General features: G+C 64.3%; 17 protein-coding genes and 1 tRNA gene. 7 read left to right on the top strand and 11 right to left on the bottom strand.

The features are described from left to right. Nucleotides 1-90: 90 nt before the first annotated feature. A complete protein-coding gene (locus NLM27_RS07955; RefSeq protein ID WP_007602550.1) occupies nt 91-309 on the bottom strand; it encodes a DUF3126 family protein in 219 nt (72 codons plus the stop codon). Nucleotides 310-442: 133 nt separating this feature from the next. After that, entirely contained in the window at nt 443-1,267 is an 825-nt protein-coding gene (cysE, locus tag NLM27_RS07950; RefSeq protein ID WP_254142817.1) for a serine O-acetyltransferase, read from the bottom strand. 276 nt (nt 1,268-1,543) lie between these two features. Here cysE and NLM27_RS07945 point away from each other — a divergent pair, with 276 nt between their 5' ends. Further along, nucleotides 1,544-2,917, top strand: coding sequence for a hypothetical protein (locus tag NLM27_RS07945; RefSeq protein WP_254142816.1), 1,374 nt, complete (start codon nt 1,544-1,546; stop codon nt 2,915-2,917). Here the strand turns inward: NLM27_RS07945 and NLM27_RS07940 are convergent. Next, nucleotides 2,903-3,658, bottom strand: coding sequence for an alpha/beta fold hydrolase (locus tag NLM27_RS07940; protein ID WP_254142815.1), 756 nt, complete (start codon nt 3,656-3,658; stop codon nt 2,903-2,905). The genes NLM27_RS07945 and NLM27_RS07940 overlap by 15 nt on opposite strands. A gap of 160 nt (nt 3,659-3,818) precedes the next feature. Continuing rightward, the gene (locus tag NLM27_RS07935; protein ID WP_254142814.1) at nt 3,819-4,955 is read right to left on the bottom strand and encodes a hypothetical protein; all 1,137 of its coding nucleotides are present in this window, start codon (nt 4,953-4,955) and stop codon (nt 3,819-3,821) included. A gap of 308 nt (nt 4,956-5,263) precedes the next feature. On the opposite strand from NLM27_RS07935, the gene NLM27_RS07930 reads away from it, so the two are divergent. Both NLM27_RS07930 and NLM27_RS07925 read left to right on the top strand, forming a co-directional pair. Then, a complete protein-coding gene (locus NLM27_RS07930; RefSeq protein WP_007602543.1) occupies nt 5,264-5,509 on the top strand; it encodes a zinc-finger domain-containing protein in 246 nt (81 codons plus the stop codon). A gap of 19 nt (nt 5,510-5,528) precedes the next feature. Next, nucleotides 5,529-6,731 (top strand): FAD-dependent monooxygenase, encoded by a 1,203-nt coding sequence (locus NLM27_RS07925; RefSeq protein WP_254142813.1) that lies wholly within the window; start codon nt 5,529-5,531, stop codon nt 6,729-6,731. Nucleotides 6,732-6,752: 21 nt separating this feature from the next. Here NLM27_RS07925 and NLM27_RS07920 read toward each other — a convergent pair whose 3' ends face one another. After that, nucleotides 6,753-7,178: a twin-arginine translocation pathway signal gene (locus tag NLM27_RS07920; protein ID WP_254142812.1), complete on the bottom strand. Its 426-nt coding sequence runs from the start codon at nt 7,176-7,178 to the stop codon at nt 6,753-6,755. A gap of 173 nt (nt 7,179-7,351) precedes the next feature. Between NLM27_RS07920 and NLM27_RS07915 the strand changes: the two genes are divergently transcribed. Continuing rightward, a tRNA-Leu gene (locus NLM27_RS07915) sits at nt 7,352-7,440 on the top strand. Between the two features lie 192 nt (nt 7,441-7,632). Here NLM27_RS07915 and NLM27_RS07910 read toward each other — a convergent pair. Both NLM27_RS07910 and NLM27_RS07905 read right to left on the bottom strand, forming a co-directional pair. Beyond that, nucleotides 7,633-7,809: a hypothetical protein gene (locus NLM27_RS07910; RefSeq protein WP_254142811.1), complete on the bottom strand. Its 177-nt coding sequence runs from the start codon at nt 7,807-7,809 to the stop codon at nt 7,633-7,635. A gap of 150 nt (nt 7,810-7,959) precedes the next feature. Further along, nucleotides 7,960-8,916 carry a hypothetical protein gene (locus tag NLM27_RS07905; protein WP_254142810.1) on the bottom strand — a complete coding sequence of 319 codons (957 nt, stop codon included), beginning with the start codon at nt 8,914-8,916 and terminating at the stop codon, nt 7,960-7,962. A gap of 295 nt (nt 8,917-9,211) precedes the next feature. On the opposite strand from NLM27_RS07905, the gene NLM27_RS07900 reads away from it, so the two are divergent. Next, nucleotides 9,212-10,723, top strand: a complete 1,512-nt coding sequence (locus NLM27_RS07900; protein WP_254142809.1) for a hypothetical protein — start codon at nt 9,212-9,214, stop codon at nt 10,721-10,723. On the opposite strand, the gene NLM27_RS07895 is transcribed toward NLM27_RS07900, so the two are convergent. Both NLM27_RS07895 and NLM27_RS07890 read right to left on the bottom strand, forming a co-directional pair. After that, nucleotides 10,710-12,029 (bottom strand): hypothetical protein, encoded by a 1,320-nt coding sequence (locus NLM27_RS07895; protein WP_254142808.1) that lies wholly within the window; start codon nt 12,027-12,029, stop codon nt 10,710-10,712. The genes NLM27_RS07900 and NLM27_RS07895 overlap by 14 nt on opposite strands. Beyond that, nucleotides 12,026-13,351 (bottom strand): hypothetical protein, encoded by a 1,326-nt coding sequence (locus tag NLM27_RS07890; protein ID WP_254142807.1) that lies wholly within the window; start codon nt 13,349-13,351, stop codon nt 12,026-12,028. The genes NLM27_RS07895 and NLM27_RS07890 overlap by 4 nt, the downstream gene beginning before the upstream one ends. A 320-nt stretch (nt 13,352-13,671) precedes the next feature. On the opposite strand from NLM27_RS07890, the gene NLM27_RS07885 reads away from it, so the two are divergent. After that, on the top strand, nt 13,672-14,922 hold the full coding sequence (locus NLM27_RS07885; protein ID WP_254142806.1) for a multidrug effflux MFS transporter: 1,251 nt from the start codon (nt 13,672-13,674) through the stop codon (nt 14,920-14,922). Between the two features lie 54 nt (nt 14,923-14,976). Beyond that, nucleotides 14,977-15,114 carry a hypothetical protein gene (locus NLM27_RS07880; RefSeq protein WP_254142805.1) on the top strand — a complete coding sequence of 46 codons (138 nt, stop codon included), beginning with the start codon at nt 14,977-14,979 and terminating at the stop codon, nt 15,112-15,114. Nucleotides 15,115-15,123: 9 nt separating this feature from the next. Here the strand turns inward: NLM27_RS07880 and NLM27_RS07875 are convergent, their stop codons facing one another. Together NLM27_RS07875 and NLM27_RS07870 are read right to left on the bottom strand one after the other, a co-directional pair. Further along, nucleotides 15,124-16,719 carry a glycosyltransferase family 39 protein gene (locus tag NLM27_RS07875; RefSeq protein ID WP_375142236.1) on the bottom strand — a complete coding sequence of 532 codons (1,596 nt, stop codon included), beginning with the start codon at nt 16,717-16,719 and terminating at the stop codon, nt 15,124-15,126. Nucleotides 16,720-16,932: 213 nt separating this feature from the next. Continuing rightward, nucleotides 16,933-18,540 (bottom strand): ABC transporter substrate-binding protein, encoded by a 1,608-nt coding sequence (locus tag NLM27_RS07870; protein WP_254142803.1) that lies wholly within the window; start codon nt 18,538-18,540, stop codon nt 16,933-16,935. Nucleotides 18,541-18,761: the final 221 nt, after the last annotated feature.

Raw genomic sequence — 18,761 nt, 5'->3', positions numbered from 1 at the left:
AAAGAAATATGGGAAGAGCGGCGATCGATTGCACCGCCGCGTCAACCATCAGTTGGTGAGAGCGGAAGTTCCGCTTCACGCAACCCGGCACTATTCCTGATCGACGAGATCGTCCTCGAGGATCGCCATCTGGAACTGGAACGAGCGATCGTCGTCCTCGTCATCGACGAACAGCACGCCGATGAACTCTTCGCCGATATAGACCTCGGCGGAATCGTCCTTCTTCGGCCGCGGCACGACGCGAATCTTGGGATTGCCGAATACGCGCTTCAGATACGCGTCGAGCTTTCTCACTTCCTTGACGTCCACGGCAAGTCTCCAATCGAAATCTAACGTGGCGGGGTTTTAGGACGAGACGCGACGAACCGCCAGCATGAATTCCCGAGAATATTGGGGACGATCGGGGCCGGAAAATCCCGCCCCGGCTCCGGTCAAACGAATATCAAAGTCCCATCGCGTTGATCATCTGATCCATGGTGCGCGAGGGCTCGGCGCAGCCGGCTTCGCCGACGATCTTGGCGGGCACGCCCGCAACCGTGACGTTGTGCGGGACAGGCTTGACCACGACGGAGCCTGCGGCAATGCGCGCGCAATGGCCGATCTCGATATTGCCGAGGATCTTTGCGCCGGCGCCGATCAGGACGCCATGGCGGATCTTCGGATGACGATCCTCGTTCTCCTTGCCGGTGCCGCCGAGCGTGACGCCGTGCAGGATCGAAACATCGTCCTCGATCACCGCCGTCTCGCCGCAGACGAAGCCGGTGGCATGGTCGAGGAAGATGCCGCGTCCGATGCGCGCGGCCGGATTGATGTCGGTCTGGAACACCGCAGATGCGCGACTCTGGAGATAATAGGCGAAGTCCTTGCGGCCCTTCAGAAAGAGCCAGTGCGCGAGGCGATGGGTCTGGATCGCGTGGAAGCCCTTGAAGTAGAGCAAGGGATCGATGAAGCGCGACGTCGCGGGATCGCGGTCGTAGACGGCGACGAGATCGGCGCGGAAGGCGTTGCCGAGATCGGGATCGTCGCGGAGTGCCTCGTCATAGGTCTGCCGCACCAGATCGCCCGACAGCGCGGAATGATCGAGCCGGTCGGCGAGACGGTGAATCACGGAATCCTCGAGGCGGCTGTGATGCAGCACCATCGAATAGATGAAGGTCGCAAGCTCCGGCTCGCGATGGACAATGTCCTCCGCTTCGCCCCGGATCCGGTCCCAGATCGGATCGAGCGATGCGAGCTTTCCTCCCGGATTGACCTGATGCACTGCCATGGAATCTGCTCTTTCGAATTGGCTCGTCTTGTTGGTCCTATAGCACAGTCTAGGCGACAAAGTCCCGACGGGCTTGCCTGAGAGTGAACAGTGCCTTGCCTCACGAAAGCGAGCCAAAGCATTGATACGCAAGACTTTCTTCTGACGCCCCAAGCGGCAAGGTCGGCTCAAGGTGGTCAGAGTTTTGCCAAATTCAAGCCGGGCCACGTCAAACTATTGGTGAATTCTCCCCCCAAGCGTTATTGCGGGCATGATCCGAACGGGGGCACAGCAGATTTGAGCATCACCACCGACCAACTGCGCGCGCGCGCCGCTGATACGCTCTGGCTGCGGCTGGCCGCAATGGCCCTGCCCCTGCTGATGATCGCGCCGGCGTTCTGGAACGGCTATCCGTTGTTGCAATGGGATACCGGCGGCTATCTGGCGCGCTGGTACGAAGGCTATCTCGTGCCGAGCCGCTCCACCGTGTTCGGCCTCTACCTGCACTATGGCGAGGGTTTTGGCTTCTGGATCAACCTCGCGGTCCAGTCGCTGGCGACGCTGTGGCTGTTGCAGCTCAGCCTGCGCGTGCTCGGCCTGATGCAGACCTTCCGCTTCGTCGCAATCAGCCTGCTCCTGATCCTGTCGACCGCCCTGCCCTGGCTGGCGAGCATGCTGCTCACCGACATCTTTGCTGGGCTGTCGGTGCTGTCGCTGTTCCTGCTGGTGATCGGGGGACGCCGCACCTCGGTGCTCGAGAAAATCGCGCTGTTCGTCTTCACCGCCTTTGCCGCCGCGACCCACAGCGCGACGCTCGGCGTGCTGCTCGGCCTGTGCGCCGCCGGCTGGATGGCGCGGCCGCTGCTCGGACCTCGCCTTCCGCTGGCGGGATTGGCGCAGGCGAGCCTCACCATCGTCGTGGGCGGCCTGATGCTGGTGTCGGCAAACCATGCGCTGTCGGGGCAATGGGCCTGGACGCCCGGCGGCTATGGGGTCGCCTTCGGCCGCATGATGCAGGACGGCATCGTTGCGCGCTATCTCAACGACCATTGTCCACGCGAACACTACAAGCTCTGCCCGTATCGCAACGAGCTGCCGGCGAGCGCCGACGAGTTTCTGTGGGGCAAGAGCATGTTCAACACGCTCGGCCGCTTCGAAGGCATGAACGGCGAGATGGGCTACATCGTCGTGCATTCGCTCGCCGACTATCCGGCCTTGCAAGCCGGCGCGGCGCTGCGGGCAATGGGCCAGCAATTGCTGCATGTCGCGACCGGCGAAGGCACCAAAGGCTGGATCCCGCACACCTACGGCATCATCGAACGTTACATACCTTCGCAAGTCGCGCCGATGCGCGCGGCGCGACAACAGCACTGGGCCGTCAATTTCGACGACGTCAACTGGCTGCATGTCCCGGTCGCGCTGGCCTCGATGGCGGCGCTTGTCGGGCTGCTCATGCATGCGCTCGCCAAGCGCCGGCTCGACGATCTGACGCTGCTGGCGGCAACCGTGACGCTGGCGCTGCTCGGCAACGCCTTCATCTGCGGCGTGATCTCGGGTCCACATGACCGCTATGGCGCGCGGATGGTATGGGTCGCGACCTTCGTGGTGCTGACGGCCCTGTTTCGTGCTATCGGCGACGACGCGGCGGACGAGACCTCAGCCGCGGCGTGAGAGGAAATCGAGCACGCCTGATTTGTAGACCTTGTCGCCGACCGCCCGCATGTGATCGCGGCCGGGGATGTCGAGCACCTGCGCGCCCGGAATGATGGCGCCGAGTGCGCTCGCTGAGCCCGCGACATCGTCGGCGGTGCCGACCGCGATCAGCACGGACACGTCGATGCGTGCCGCCTCCGCCCTCGTCATGAGCTCCCGCGTGCCGCGCAGGCAGGCGGCGAGCGCGCGGCGGTCCGAGCGGGTCTGATCGGCGAAGGCACGAAAGGTGCGCCCCACGGGATCGGTGACGTCGTCCAGCGAGGGCGCCTCCAGCGCCTTCGCGACGTTCTCGCCAGGGCCGGTGCCCTCGATCAGGCCGCCGATGCCGATGCCGCCGAGGATCGCCGAGCGCAGGCGCTGCGGCTCGTTGAGCGCGAGCCACGCCGCCATCCGCCCACCCATCGAATAGCCCATGATGTCGGCCTGCGGGATGGCGAGATGATCCATCAGCGCGAGCACGTCGCCGGCCATGACCGGGATCGAGTACTGCTGGGGCTCGTAGAGCTTCGCACTCTCGCCGTGGCCGCGATTGTCGAGCGCGATGACGCGGCGGCCGCTCTTGCGCAGTTCCGAGACCCAGGTCGGATAGACCCAGTTCACGTTCTTGCTGGAGGCAAAGCCGTGCACGAGAATGATCGGATCGCCCTCGCCTTCGTCGAGATAGGCAATTTCAACGGCGCCGTTGTGGAAGCTCGGCATCATCAGTTCCGCAGATCTTGAGGGGGACAAGTCGATCTTAGAGCATGATCCGGAAAAGTGTGCAGCGGTTTTTCCGCGCGAGAAACGCGCAACGCGTTTGCGCGGAGATCATGCTCAAACAATGGCCTGAAGCGCCGGATTATCTCGATTTCATCGCGCTTTAGGCCCTGACGGCTGCATCCGCCAGAGCGGCCTCGGCGGCGATTTGCGCCCGGCGGAGCCGCCGCGCGCGCCTGCGATCGCACCAGGCCTGGGTCAGGCGCTCGGTGGTGGCCTTGATCGAGGACAACAGCCCGAACAGCGTCAGTGCCGCACCGAACAGCCAGAGCGTCAGATCGAACGCGCCGCCGATGAGGAGCAGCGCGCCGCGGCCAAGCAGCTTCATGATGGCGCGGGTCTTGCCGCCCTGCGCTGCCGCGAGGCGGGCTGCGCGCGCGACGTCCTTGGGACCTTCAGCGATCCGCAACGTGTCCATCGCCCCGCGCGTGCCGGTCTTTTCGGCGACGCGTGTCACGTCCTTGCCGAGCCGAACCAGCGCGCCGGCCTTTTCGGCCCGGAACGCAGCCTTGATCGCGCTGACGGTCTCGCCCGGCCGGAGCACTGAACCCTTGGCGACCGCGTTTTGAAGCATCGGCGTGTCGACGACCTCGCGCGCGGAGCGGCCGGCCCATGCGGCAAGCCCCTCGCCGAGCCGCCCCACCTTGCGCGCGTCCTTCACCAGCGTCAGCCCGGCGCGCACCGGCGCCGCACCACCGACAGAGACATAGGTTGCCGCGGTCACCGCAAGGCCCGCCGCAGCAAGCCCCAGCACGAGGCGGTCGGTATCCTCGCCCATGGCGAGGTGCTTGCCCTCCCGGACGACGTCCCTGATGTCGCCGAACACGAAGAGATCGCCGGCCACCGTTCCCGACAGGCTCGCGACGTCGTCGGCATTGCCGGTGACGAGACCCGTGGCAAATCGCTTGGCGAAATGGGAGGTGGAATTCTCGGCCTTGACCGCATCGCTGACGCGATTGAGGAGGTCGTCCGGCAGCGCAATGTTGCGATCACGCGCGAGCGCGACGAAACTGTCGGCGAGGTCGGCATCACCAGCGGTGAGTGCGGCCTCGATGTTGTCCTGAACCAAGCGATCGTTCTGCCGCAGCAGCGCGTCGAGCTTGAGCTCGGAGAGCACGGCCGGATCGCCCTGCGCGGCCAGGATCGCACCGGCCTCGCGGGCCTGCGGTGCTACCTGCGCGAGCATGAAGCTGCATGCCGCGACACCGGTCAACGCTGTGATGATTCGCAACCACTTCATGTGGAAAGCCTGGATGCCCCTGGGATCGCTTGCGGCCGATAATTCGTCTTTCGTCCCAATTTCTCTCGTCCACACACATAGTACGCCAAAATTGCGACACAACGTCCCCGACGAAAGAAGGGCTTCTCTCAAGCCGCAAGATTGTGTCGAATTTGCACGAGCAAATGAGCATGGGGCAATTGCAGACCTTTTCGGTTCCGCTGGACTAGCAATCATCTGCACCCGACAGTATGGTCCGCGGCGCCTTAAAGATGCCGCGTCAGTTCTTGATTGTGTCTGCCGCCATTGCCACTCCAGGATGAACTACGATGTCCGACCATGTCGTCCCGCACTTCCATAACGATGCCGGTGTTCCCGTCATCGAGATCGGCTCGCAAGAGTTCATGTGCGTGGGCGCCAATCCTCCGTTCGATCATCCGCACGTCTTCCTCGACCTCGGCAACGACAACGAGATCATCTGCCCCTATTGCTCGACGCTGTACCGCTTCGCGGCCGACCTGAAGGCTGGCGAAGCCCGCCCGCCGGAATGCGTGCTGAAGGACAAGGTGGCCTGACCGGTCCCATCGGTCAGGGGTGGCGCTCTCCAGAACGATTGTCATCGCCGGTGCCGGCATAGGTGGACTGACGGCCGCGCTGGCGCTCGCGGCCTGCGGCTTCCGCATCGTCGTGCTGGAAAAGACCGAGCGCCTCGAGGAAGTCGGCGCCGGTCTGCAACTCTCCCCCAATGCCAGCCGCGTGCTGGTCGAGCTCGGCCTGGCCGAACGCCTCAAGCTGCGCGCCGTGACCCCGGAAGCGGTCTCGATCATGAGCGCGCGGACCGGCGGCGAGCTCCTGCGCATGCCGCTCGGCGAAGCCGCCGCCGCGCGCGCCGGTGCCCCCTATTGGGTGGTGCACCGCGCCGACCTGCAATCCGTACTCGCCGGCGCCGTCTCCGACCATCCCGACATCGACCTGAAGCTGGGCGCCACCTTCGAGGACGTCGCGCCTCACGCCAAGGGGCTGACGGTGGTCCATCGCAGCGGCACGATCCGCCGCAGCGATCTGGCCAGCGCATTGATCGGCGCCGACGGCATCTGGTCGACGGTGCGCCAGCATCTATTTCCCGAGGTGCAGCCGCGCTTTTCAGGCCTGATCGCCTGGCGCGGCACGATCGATGCCACGCAGCTGCCGAAGGATTACACCGCGCGCCGGGTGCAGCTCTGGATGGGGCGCAATGCCCATCTCGTGGCCTACCCGATCGCAGGCGGACGCCAGATCAACGTGGTTGCGGTGCTGCCGGGCACCTGGAACAGGCCGGGCTGGAGCACGCCCGGCGATCCGCGCGAGGTCATGGAGGCCTTCGACGCCCCGCGCTGGCCGCCGTCGGCGCGGATGATGCTCGCCACGGTCGACACCTGGCGGAAATGGGCGCTGTTCGGCGTGCCCGACAGCTGCCCCTGGAGCAAGGGTCCGGTCGGGCTGCTCGGCGATGCCGTGCACGCGATGCTGCCGTTCGCAGCGCAAGGCGCCGGCATGGCGATCGAGGATGCCGCCGTGCTCGCCCGGCATTTGAGCGTCGAGGCGGCCGAGAGCTCCGCGAGCATCACGGCCGCGCTGACGCAATACGGCCGTGCACGCCAGGCGCGCGTGCGGCGGGTGCAGCGTACGGCGCGGCAGCAGGGCCGCATCTATCATTTCAGCGGGCCGCTCGCGATCGCCCGCGATCTTGCGATCCGCGCACTCGGACCGGACCGCATGCTGGCGCGGCAGGACTGGATCTACGATTGGCGGCCGTGAAGCGTGCGCCGTTGTGGCGGCTCAGCGCACGGCGCTGCCGGATCTCGGGGCGGGCTTGATGTCCGGCCGCTGCGGAGCCGAGGCTACCGGCGCGGCATTCGGCGGCGTTTCCCGGCACCTGTTGCGCCGCCAGGCGTCCTCGACAAGTTGCGACTGGCCCCGCACCGCGACGTAGTCGTTGCGATAGGCAAGCTCGGCCACGACCGCGCCACCTGCGCCGGTCTCGGCCTTGTCCATCAACCTCTGCAAATCGGCCGTGCGGGTGGCGAGCATCTTGCGCTCACCTTCCAGCTGCTTGCAGTCGTACAATTCGTATTTGCCGGGATCGGCGAAGGCCGGCGCGACCGTCTCGCTCATGCCGGCGCAACCGGACAGCGCGACGCCAGCCGCAAGCGGTGCGAGGAGCGCGCCGAAGCCGCGCAGAAAGCGGAAAAACGAAGCAGCCATGCCGGATGAATAGTCCCCGTGGATTGAGAATGCCTAAAGCAACAACAGATGTCCGGATTGAGGCTTTGCCTTGTGCGCCCGGCTCGCTTAAGGAAGAACCACCATCCGGCCCGCGAAACGCGCCAATTCCAGACGGCCGGCTAGGACTTAAGTGATTGATCTCGTTGGATCAAGCGGGCATGGCGGAATTGGTAGACGCAAGGGACTTAAAATCCCTCGGCGCGCAAGCGCTGTGCCGGTTCGACCCCGGCTGCCCGCACCACTGATTTCAAGGCGTTAGCAGGCCCCCTCGCCGCCGTCGAAATCGCTGGGTCAATCAAAGGCCACGCCGTCGACCAGAACTCGGTCACCGCTGCCAGGACGTAAGACCCCGAGACCAAAAATCCAGCTCATCTCAAATCGATCGAACAACAGGTGCACTTGATAAGAATTCCAACAGGTCATCCCGCGGCCGTCAATTGATCAATGGCATATTGGCAGGTCGCAAGCGGTCGATCGCGATCATAGACCGCGTGGCTACCAAACAATCCTTGGTGTTGGGATGCAGTTGATCGACCGCAGGAATTCGACGGCCGGCGATGAACTCATTGATGATCGCCTGCGATACAGCCCGGGGCGAGCGATTGCTCAAGGCGGATGCCAAGGAATACCCTGACTCGGCTCCTCGTGGGCGGCAGCAGAGCTGCCCGCACCATCGGAGCTGACTGTACAGCGGATGCCGCAGTCTACAACTGCGTTCCTTTTCGTCTCGGGCGCCGACAATTTCGAGTCCCGCAGCGGCTCAGATGGTCACATTCCGCTCTGCGCGTAGCTCCTCAAAGACCTTCGTGACCGGCAGGTGAAACGGCAAATCCGTATTGGTGTGGTGCCAACGGAGGGGGTACGGCTTCTCGATCGGGATTCCCGGCGTCGAGTTGAGCGCACCGAAACCATCGATCGTGCCCATCACGTCGATGATTTTCCTGTATCGGGGCGGCATCGCGACCGCCGCAGACAGCGTGACAATCCAGAACTTGTCGCCGGGAATGGCCTGCTCGATCGCCGGCAACTTCTTCAGCTCGTAAAGCGCCTCCGAGATCACCAAATTGCCCTTGGAGTGTCCAGTCACCAACGAGAAGCTGAACCGCTTATCGCTCAGCAACGCCATGACCATCCTGGTATCCAGGCTGACGCGACCGAGTTCGACCGGTGACGTCGGCGGGCTGAGAGTCTCGGGCCGGTTGAGCGCCCGGCTCATGTCGTCCAACCCCTCGAACTGATGGCGCAGGCGGTTGAGGGTGCCGAACCAGAACCAGCCGCCGAGCGCCTCGGTCAGGAGATCGGCAAGCCCATAGCCTGACACCACCGCGGCAACCACCACCTTGAACGCGTCAGCGACATTCCGCGCGAATGCAGCCGCCCCCAGCGCCGAGCTGCCGACGCCAGCAACGGCGAGGATGCGGACATCCGCGCCTCCGGCAGTCGCGAAATCTTCCACGGTGTTGCAGAGCTGGAGAGGCCCGGCGCCGGACGGCGGCACGATCAGGATTGTGCCCTCGCGTGCCAGCCAGGGTGCCGTTTCGCGGGCCTCCTCATGGGTCACCTTGCCGATGTCGTAGAAGATTGCATCGAGAACCGCGTTCCTGCGGCGGAATGATTCCAGGGCGGCCTCGCGCAAGGGCGTCCGGGACTCGAATATTTTCTGGAGGCTGTTGCGGCCGAGTTGGGCCGTCGCGAGCGAGCGTTGCGTAGAGAGCATCACCGGTTCTCCCGAGCCATTCGATCGAAAACCACGGTAGCAAGAATTTCGCCACCTTGGGTGGTATCGTCGCCCTCCCGGCAGCAAGATCCGGAACCGCCTTGCGCTCACGACACCTGCCGCTCATGCAATGATCCGTTTACCACACCGCCCTTCCCGTCCGGAACTCGCGTGGCGCAACCTTTACTCAGCCTTAGGTCGTCTTCCCCTAAATCGAACGATGTCTGCCGCCTGTCGATGCAGACCCAGGGACATGCAGGGCCTGGAGCGGCTGGCTGCAATGGTGAGAGCTCCGATGGACGCGCGCGAGAATTGGTCCCGATCCGGGATTGCCGGAGCGCCCGCAGCAATCGGGCGTCGCCTGCACGGGTTCGAGGTCTACCTCTTCCTGATCGCTTTCCTCGGCGTGTTCTACTTGTCGAACGGGCCGCTCCTGCTCGGCCATTACGACCTCGGCTGGCACGTCGCCGCCGGAGACCTGATCCGGGAGCGAGGCGAAGTGCCGTTTCAGGATCCGTGGGCGTTCACCCTGGGCGACAAGCGCTGGTTTAATCTGTCGTGGCTGTGGGACGTGATTGCCAGCGTGCTGTACCAGCACACGGGCTTTGCCGGCATCGTCGCCATGGTCGTCGCCTCCGGCATGATCATCGCGGGATATCTGACCTTCTGTGGCCTGAGCCTCAGCGCATCGGCACCTGCGGTCTGCATTGCGGTCTTCGCCGCGTGCCTGCTCTACCCCTGCTACGAGGCGTCGCCCAACATGTACCTTGCGGCATCCCCGAACATCGCGACCATGCTGTTCGCGGTCATCTTCTACGCCGAATGCCTGCGACGGCGATGGTTCCTGTTGCCCGTGATGATGGTGCTCTGGGTCAATCTGCATGGCGGCTTCATGCTGGCCTTTCCCATCATCGGCGTCTTCTGCAGCGTCGCCCTGCTCCGGCGCGACTGGGCGAACTTTCGGAATTACGCTTTCGCGAGCGTCGGGTGCTTCATCGCGATCTTCGTCAATCCGCTGGGATGGCATGTCTATGACGGCGTGACGGCGACGCTGGGTCACTTCGTGCAGGCCGATATCGGCGAATGGCGCTCCTATTGGCAGAACATGGTGATGCCGGGGAGCATTCCCGGCATCGTCTATGCATTGACCTTCGTCGTGCTGGAGCTGCGCGACCGAAGCGCGGCGCGCGTCCCCCTGGAGGCGCGCGTTCTGGCGTGGCTCTTCCTGGGGCTCGGTCTCTATCAGTTCAGGTACACCGCGTTCTTCTTCATCTTCGCGAGCGTCCCGATGGCGCTTCACATCGACCGGCTGCTGCCTGCGCGCCTTGCACGGTTCGACGTCCAGCGCGCGATGCTGGCGGCAGGCGTCGTCGGCGTCCTGCTGCTGCCGCTCACCTTCCTGCAGGTGAGACCGGCGCTGGCTCTGCCCGACATGCTCTCGGAAGAGGATGCCAATTATCTCAAGGCGCATGCCGCGCACGCCCACCTGCTCAACCACTGGAATATCGGCGGGCTGCTGATCTTCCGGACACAGGGATCCGTGCCCGTGTTCGTGGACGGCCGCGCCGCGACCGCCTATCCGGACGATTTATTGCACGACTATCTCAAGCTGGTCCGGTGGGAGATCGACGCGGCCACCTGGGACAAGGTGATCAGCAAATACGGGATCGACGCGGTGCTCTGGGTCAGAGGCCACGAGCAGCTGCGACAGTTCCTCGTTGGCGAGAGGGGCTGGAAAGAGCAATACACCGGCGCCTATGTCAGCCTCTACACCAGGCAACAGGCCGCTTCCTCTAGCGCGCGATGAGATCCGGATCCTGCGACGCCACTTGGCCTGGCGCCTCACGCGGCAGCAGGAGCCAGAAGCAGATCAGCGCGATCGTGAGCTGACCGAACCCTCCCATGAAGGTGATGCCCGAGACCGACGCCAGGGTCGGGATGGCGACGGCGACGGTCAACACCGCCGCCATCGTCGCCGCAGGCAGGCTGGTGATGAGAATTGCGGCATAGAGCGCGACCTCGAAGAAGGCATATTCCTTCAGCCTGGGCGCGCAGAGATAGAGCGCGTACATCGTGAGCACGGTGATGCGCATCGCCGCATCGGGATGATTCATCAGCCAGTCGTCGAGCGCACGAAGCGGCGAGGCCCTGCCGGACAAGCGCCGCGGCCCGACCATGCGCCACACGGAGATGGTGAGCGGCGCCAGCACCAATGCGATCGCGATCAGACCATAGAGCACGGCGACGATAGGCTTGCTGCCGGCGAGCCCGACGCGGTCAGCAAGCGTGAGCGAGAGGAAGAGCAGCGACGGATTGACCTCGTTTCCCGGCGCATGCTGTCCGGGGATCTGGCCGAAGATCGCGCTCAGCCAGCTCCTCGACAGCTCCGGGTAGACCAGCAGCGAAGCCAGGATCGGCAGCGCGAACATGCCGGCCGCCACCGCGATCAGCAGGAGCTTGCGACGGCGCGGCTGCGGCAGGAAGTAGAGCGCGGCGAGGACGGGGAAGAACACCAGCTTGAACGAGGTGACGAGGCCGAGCACGGCCGCACCGGCAAGCTGCGGCACTGGGCTTGCGGACGGCGCGGGACGCAGCAGCAGCGCAAGCGACGCGGCGGTCAACAGGCCGCTCAGGATCGCAAAATTCCCGGTCGCCATGATCCATTCAAAGCCGAGCAAGCCGCCCAGCGCGAACACGACGCGCAGCGCAGCATCCTGAAGGCCCGAACCGGCCCTGCCGAGACCGGGCAGCAGCAGCGCACAGAGCAACGCCAGAACGAGATAGATCGGCTTGTAATGCGCGACCAGAAACCCGCCGGCGCAGAGCGGCCGAAACGCATCGAGGGTGACTGGAAGATACGGATAGGACAGCTTGGTGTCCTTGAGGTTCTTGACGAAATAGGGATCGAGCCCCTCGATATGCGCCTCGACGGCTGCACAATTCACGCGCGCGTCCCAGCCGAACGTGTCGTCCATGCCCATGTCGATGGCGACAGCCGTGGCGACCAGGACGGCCAGGGCCAGGATGAGGCGGGTCATCCAGCTCTTTCCCGAGGCACCGGCGGCAAAGGTCCGTCCGGCTTCGGCATCCGCGGACGCGGCGACATCGGTCATGATTGCATGCCTTCCGACTCGAGGCGGGTCGGATCAGCGCGGAAATCGAGCAGCAGGATCCAGAAGCATGTCAGCGAAGCGATAAGAAGGATGAAACTGCCCTCGAGCGTCGTCCCCACCAGCGAGATCAGCGCCGGAGCGAGGAGACCGACCGACAGACATGCGGCGAGCGCCATCGCCGGAAGATCGACGATGAGGATGGCGGCATAGAGCGCGAGCTCGAAGAAGGCATATTCCTTGAGGCGCGGCGAGCTGAGATAGAGCGCAAACATGGCAAGCACCGTGATGCGCACGGCCGCGCGGGGATGATCCATCAGCCAGCGATCCAACCGCATCAGAAGCGATTCCCCTCCCCGCGCCGGCTGGCTCGCGGCCGCGCGCATCACGGACTGGGCGAACGGCACCAGTACGAGCGCGAGTGCTGCGAGCGCGTAGGTCGCGAACATCGCCGGCTTGCTGGCACCGAGCCCGGCGTGAACCAAGAGGTCCCGCGCCAGCAGCAGCAGCGACGGATTGATCTCGAAGAGATCGACGAAGTGCTGGTCGGCGATCTTGCCGGCCATCGCAAGCTGCCAGCTCGCGAACAGGTCGGGATACCCCAGCCTCGATATCAGGATCGGCAATGCGAAGCCGAGCGCCGCCACCGCGATCAGCGCCAGCTTGCGGCCGCGCGGCAGCGGCAGGAAATAAAACGCGGCCAGCACGGGGCAGAACACCAGCTTGAACGAGGTCACGAGGCCGAGCAGTGCAGCGCCGGCAAGGCGCAGAGGAAAGCTCGAATCCTCTCCGGACGGAGGCGGACGAAGCAGGAGCGACAGCGCGATCGCGGTCACGACGCCGCTCAGGATGGCAAAATTCCCCGACGCCTGCACCCACTCGAAACCGACGAACGCGCCGAGCGCGCAGAGCACCCTGAGCGCGACGTCGCGCGCGCTCGTGCCCGCCCGGCCGAGCCCGGGCAAAAGGAGGCCGCAGAGCACGGCGAGGACGAGAAAGATGCTTCTGTAATGATCGACCAGAAAGCCGCCCGCGCACAGGGGACGGAAGACGTCCAGCGTCACCGGCAGATAGGGATAAGAGAGCCTGGTGCCCTTCAGGTTCCTGACGAAATAGGGATCGAGCCCTTGGGCATGCGCATCGACCGCCGCGCAATTGACCCGGACGTCCCAGCCATATTTCACATCGAGCGTGGCGTCGTTGGCGAGATTGCCGAGCACCAGCAGTGCTGTCAGCGCGATCAGGCAGGCAAGCCAGATGTTCCGCCTCGCAGCCGTGTCGGCCGCGGGCTCCAACCATCGTGCTGCACCTGATATCTCGGACACAGGCGGGTACCCTGTTTGGCTTGGTTTCTCTCGGCGCCGCTGTGGTGCCTCATTATCTCAGGCGCACCGTGGTCAGGATGCGTTTCGATTTCATCCTGCCGGACGGATCCGGCCGCGCCGGCGGTGATCTTTAGGGAGGGATGGTGAATCACTGGTTTCCGGCCAGCGGGCGATTGCGCGATCTGCGGAGCCCGACCGGCAAGGAAGGTGGCTTCTCATCAATTCTTGCCTGCCCGCCCCGCCTGACAGCCATCCCGAAACAAGGGTTGTGCAACGCAGCATGGGCGTGGATAAAGCTCTCGATTTCAGAGGTGAGCTTCTTGTCCGACGTCAATGCCGACGATTGGGTGTCCTCCGGACACCGCCCCATGGGTTTTCCCGAATTCGTCATCGTGATCGCGTCCATCATGGCGCTGAATCCGCTTGCGATGGACATGATGCTGCCGGCGCTGCCCAACATCGGCTCCGCCTTCAAGATTCCCGTCGCCAACCATCTTCAGCTGGTGCTGTCGACCTTCCTGGTCGGCTTCGGCGCGGGCCAGTTCGTCATGGGCCCGTTGTCGGATCGCTATGGCCGCCGTCCGGTGCTGCTCGGCGGCATGGCTGTGTACGCGGTAGCGAGCGTGCTGGCAGTCGCAGCGCCCTCGTTCGAGACGCTGCTGCTGGCGCGCGCGCTGCAAGGGCTCGGCACCGCGGCGACGCGTGTGATCGCGACCTCGATCGTGCGCGACTGCTATGTCGGCCGCCGCATGGCGAGCGTGATGTCGCTGGCGATGATGGTGTTCATCGCTGTACCCGTGATCGCGCCCTCGTTCGGACAGGCGGTGCTGCTGGTGACGGCATGGCGCGGCATCTTCGTCGTGCTGATGCTCTATGGTCTGCTCGCGCTCGCATGGTGCGTGCTCCGGCTGCCTGAAACTCTTCCCGAATCCGAGCGCAGATCGCTGGCGCCCGCCGACGTGCTCGCGGCCTTCCGCCAAACCGTGACCAACCGCCAGACCATCGGCTATGCGACGGCCGCCGGCAGCGTCATCGGTGCCCTCTTCGCCTACGTGTTCTGCGCCCAGCAGGTGTTCACCGGCATCTATCACCTCGGCCACTACTTCCCGCTCGCTTTCGCCGCGATCGCGGCCGGCACGGCCGTGGCCGGCTTCCTCAATTCACAGCTGGTCGGTCGGCTCGGCATGCGCGTGATCTCGCACGGCGCGCTGACGCTCTATACCGTTGTGGCCGGCGTGATGCTGCTAACGGAAATCCTTGGCGTCCTGCCGCTATCCCTGTTCATGGTGCTCTCGGCGCTGATGATGTTTTCGTTCGGCATGATGGTCGCGAACTTCACCGCGCTCGCCATGGAACCGCAGGGTCACATCGCCGGCACCGCCTCCTCGCTCTACGGCTCGATCACGACGCTGATCGGAATCGTGGTCGGCATGGCAATCGGACAGAGCTTCGACGGCACGCTGCTGCCGTTCTCGGTCGGCTTCTTCCTGTCGACGCTCGCAGCGCTCGCGATCGTGCTGGTGGTGGAAAAGGGGCGGCTGTTCAAGCCGCATCATCGCCCGATCGGTTAAGGAACTTCCCGGCGGCCCCGATGTTGTACTGCAGCAATTCGAGAGACCGCTGCAATGGAACTAGACCACCGAGAAGACCACCGCGACGTGGAACGGGAGAAGCCGGAACATTCCGAGCCGATTGAGCCCGCCACGTTCACGACGCCCTTCGCCAGCGAAGGGCTCGAACAGCTGCGCGACAGCCACTGCTGAGTACGACGCCTATTCGCCGGCCCGCCTGCTGGCGCTAAAATCATCCGCAGCGCTCTCGGGCGCAGCGTCGCTTCCACGCGGCGGCACCATCAGCACGACCACCTCCCGCGTCAGACCAGGCCTGCCCCACAGCGACGCCTGGACGGTGAACTCGCGCCTGACGAAGTGTCCGGCCCGGGAGGACACCCATTCCATCCATCGCCCACAATAGTCCTGGCCGCGGAAACAGAGCGCGGCCCAGCCGCGGTCGAGCGTCGCCTTGCGCGGCAGGCCCCAGCTGTATTGATACTCAAACGGCCGCGCATAATTCGGATGGTCGGGGCTGTAGAACGCCGTCGCAAACGCCAGCGCATCGTCACCACTCACGGCGCTCAGCGGCTCTCCCGTCAATTCGCGCCATTCGCGCGTCAATTCGTTCGCCGCCTGCGCGTAGAAATTCCGGCCCTCTTCATAGCCGTGATTGTTGCGATAGACGGCGTGGATCGGCGCTGCGACCAGGACGGCGGCAAGCGCAGCGCCAGCCGTGATCACCGTGACATTGACGGTGTAAAAGCGCTCGATCGGATAGCGCGTGCCGCAGACAATGAGCACGACGAAGAGGAACAGCCCCTGCAACGCCCATAGCGACGGCAGATCCGTTCCCATCACGAGCGAGGTCAGCACCGGCAGAACGATCGTGCCGATCGCAATGTAGAGGAGAAGCCGCAGGCCCGAACTCATTGCGGCGAAGTCGGCCGGAAACTGTTTCAACCGCGTGCCTGCGATGAGCACCCAGAGCACAGCCGACACGCTCATCGCCGCCGCCAGCCCCAGCAGGAAATTCCTGGCCTCACCGATCGAGCTCGCGGTGTTGCCGTTGGCATGCGCCAGCGCATAGGTGAAGGTCGATGCGCCCGTCGTCGCCAGCCACCAGACGTGTGGCGACAGCACCGCGAGCCCGGTGGCGACCGAAATCCAGGGCGACGCGGAGCTGAAATAGGCGCGCCGTGCCGGATGCGCCAGCGCGGCAATTGCAAGGCTCGTGACGAGAAAGATCGAATAATACTTGCCGACCATCGCCAGCGCCGTCGTGCATCCCACCGCGATCGCCCATGATGCGGCGCGCGTCTCGAATGCGCGCAGGAAGCACCAGGTCGCCAGCGGCCAGGTCGCGAGCAGCACTGCATTGGCATTGAAGCGCTGGGCGTGGAATTGGTAGGCCGGTGTCAGCATCAGCAGCAAGAGCACCAGGACGCGCTTGTGCCCGGTCACGAATTGACGGGCGACCAGATCGACGAAGAACAGCGCGAGCCCGGCATTGGTCATCGCCATCAACTGGAGCGACCAGTCGCTCAGTGGAAAGACAAAGGTCCACGCTGCAGCGACCCAGCCCATCAGCGGCGGATGCTTGTGATAGCCCCAGGCGAAATGCCGCCCCAGCGTCCAGGCCTCGAGCGTATCGGGGTGCAGGCCGCCCCCGGCATAGGCGACGACCAGATAAAGCGTCCAGATCGCAACGAAGCACGCGATGAGAAGCGGCACGGCCCAGCCCGCCTCGACGCCATCGAGCCAATTCAGGAAAGGCCGGCGCCATTGCGCCGGCGCGCGATCTGACCTTTCGGCCATCGCCTGGAGTGCAAAATCGATCGGCAAGGGAATCAAATGGGACAAGGAAAGTGATGCGCGGTGACGGCACATCTATTTGAGGATTGAAGCAAATAGCAATGATTCGAAACTGGAAGAGTTAAAAGCTGACGCGAGGCTGACAAACGACAACGGCGCCACTGGGACAGCGGCGCCGTGTAACGATTGGAATGAAAGGCGCGTTGACGCCTCGCTTTACTCGGTCTTGTCGATGTTCCAGAACACCGGGGTCGCCGGACCGTCGAGCACGCCGGTGAGCGACTTGCGCCAGGCGCTCGGCGCCAGATACTGGCCGAGCGGGATGTAGATCACCTGGTCATAGGCTTCCTTCTGGATCTCGGTCGCGATCTTCTTCTGATCGTCGAGCGAGGCGGCGCGAACGAAGTCGTCCTTGAGCTTCTCGATCTTGGCGTTTTCCGCCCAGCCGAACCAGCCCTTCTTGCCCTGACCGCCGATCGAGAGGTTGGCGATCGGGTTGGACACGTCGGCGCTGACCCAGTTGGTGAAGAACATGTTCCAGCCGCCTTCCTTCGGGGGCTTCTGGCTGGCGCGACGGCTCACCACCGTCTGCCAGTCGGTCGCCTGCGCGTCGACCTTGAAGCCGGCCTCGCGGAGCAGCTGCACCGCAACGGTCGGCTGCGCCTTCAGCGTCACGACGTCGCCGGGCACCATGACCACGACGGGGGTGCCGTCATAGCCGGACTCGGCGAGCGCCTTCTTGGCTTCCGCCATGCCGTTGCCCTTGACCAGCGATTCCGAGCCAACGTCGGTGGCGAACGGCGTGTCGCAGATGAAGAACGCACCGCAGATCTTGTAGTACTTGGGATTGCCGACGAGCGCGTCGAGCACGTCCTTCTGGTTCATCGCCAGGAGGGCTGCGCGGCGGATCTTCGGATTGTCGAAGGGCGGATAGAGGAAGTTCATACGACCAAGGGTCTGATAGCCGAACTTGTTCAGCACCTCGGTCTTGAGCTCGGCATTGCTTTCGAGCACGGGCAGCAGATCCCACGGCGGCACTTCCATGAAATCGATGTCGCCCGACTGCAGCGCGTTCACCGCGGTCTGCGAGTCCGGCATGGTGATCCACTCGACGCGGTCGACCTTCACCACCTTGCCGCCGGAGGTCCAGTTCGCCGGCTCCTTGCGCGGCACATAGTCGGTGTTCTTGACGTAGACCGCCTTCACGCCGGGCTGGAATTCGCCCTGCACGAACTTGAAGGGACCCGAGCCGATCTGCTCCGGGATCTGCTTGTCAGGCGGCGTCTCGGCGAGGCGCTTTGGCATCATGAAGGCCACGCGCGAGGACGGCTTGCCGATGGAATCGAGCACGAGGCCGTAGGGCTCCTTCAGCTTCAGCGTGATGGTCTTGGCATCGGTCGCCTCGAGGCTCGCGGTGACGTCCCAGAGCTTCTGGCCCATGCCGTCGACCGCGGCCCAGCGCTTGAGCGAGGCGACGCAGTCTTCCGCCGTCACCGGCGCACCGTCATGCCACTTCAGGCCATCGCGCAGCGTGAAGGTGTAGGTGAGCTTGTCGTCGGAGATTTTCCAGTCCGCCATCTGAGGCTGGATCTTGAAGTTCGAATCGGTGGCCAACAGCGTGTCGTAGACCATGTAGCCGTGGTCACGCGCGATGTAGGCCGTGGTGAAGATCGGATCGATGATGCGCAGATCCGAATGCATCACCGCCGTGATCGTCTTGCCGGCCGCAAGCACTGGCGAGGCCAGCGCGGTCGAAAGCGCGACGACCGACAGCGCAAGTTTGGAGGCGAACGCGCGAGGCCCCCGGCGCATGAAGTTGAACATGGAAAGTTTCTCCTGACGTGAAACTGTTCAAAGGCAGATTATTGGTTGAGCATCCGGTTCGTTCCTTGGGCGAACTAACCTCATGCAATGCCTTTATCTTTTCGAGACTTGCAGACAGTGCCGAGCGCGTCAATCCGGTTTCGTCGCAAGCCCTCGCGGCGTGCGCACGGGCTCCACAAAGATCGGTTTGGCTCTACAACACTCTTCGCCTGTCCTGTCCG

Origin of the sequence: Bradyrhizobium sp. CCGB12 (assembly GCF_024199845.1) — a bacterium.
In the GTDB taxonomy this organism is placed as follows: Bacteria; Pseudomonadota; Alphaproteobacteria; order Rhizobiales; family Xanthobacteraceae; genus Bradyrhizobium.
This window is presented reverse-complemented; position numbering and strand designations above follow the sequence as displayed.

Bases quoted from the DNA above. Each gene is read 5' to 3' on its own strand.
- cysE (WP_254142817.1), bottom strand. From the start codon at position 1,267: ATGGCAGTGCATCAGGTCAATCCGGGAGGAAAGCTCGCATCGCTCGAT.
- NLM27_RS07940 (WP_254142815.1), bottom strand. From the start codon at position 3,658: ATGCCGAGCTTCCACAACGGCGCCGTTGAAATTGCCTATCTCGACGAA.
- NLM27_RS07935 (WP_254142814.1), bottom strand. From the start codon at position 4,955: ATGAAGTGGTTGCGAATCATCACAGCGTTGACCGGTGTCGCGGCATGC.
- NLM27_RS07930 (WP_007602543.1), top strand. From the start codon at position 5,264: ATGTCCGACCATGTCGTCCCGCACTTCCATAACGATGCCGGTGTTCCC.
- NLM27_RS07920 (WP_254142812.1), bottom strand. From the start codon at position 7,178: ATGGCTGCTTCGTTTTTCCGCTTTCTGCGCGGCTTCGGCGCGCTCCTC.
- NLM27_RS07905 (WP_254142810.1), bottom strand. From the start codon at position 8,916: ATGCTCTCTACGCAACGCTCGCTCGCGACGGCCCAACTCGGCCGCAAC.
- NLM27_RS07900 (WP_254142809.1), top strand. From the start codon at position 9,212: ATGGACGCGCGCGAGAATTGGTCCCGATCCGGGATTGCCGGAGCGCCC.
- NLM27_RS07895 (WP_254142808.1), bottom strand. From the start codon at position 12,029: ATGACCGATGTCGCCGCGTCCGCGGATGCCGAAGCCGGACGGACCTTT.
- NLM27_RS07880 (WP_254142805.1), top strand. From the start codon at position 14,977: ATGGAACTAGACCACCGAGAAGACCACCGCGACGTGGAACGGGAGAAG.
- NLM27_RS07875 (WP_375142236.1), bottom strand. From the start codon at position 16,719: ATGGCCGAAAGGTCAGATCGCGCGCCGGCGCAATGGCGCCGGCCTTTC.
- NLM27_RS07870 (WP_254142803.1), bottom strand. From the start codon at position 18,540: ATGTTCAACTTCATGCGCCGGGGGCCTCGCGCGTTCGCCTCCAAACTT.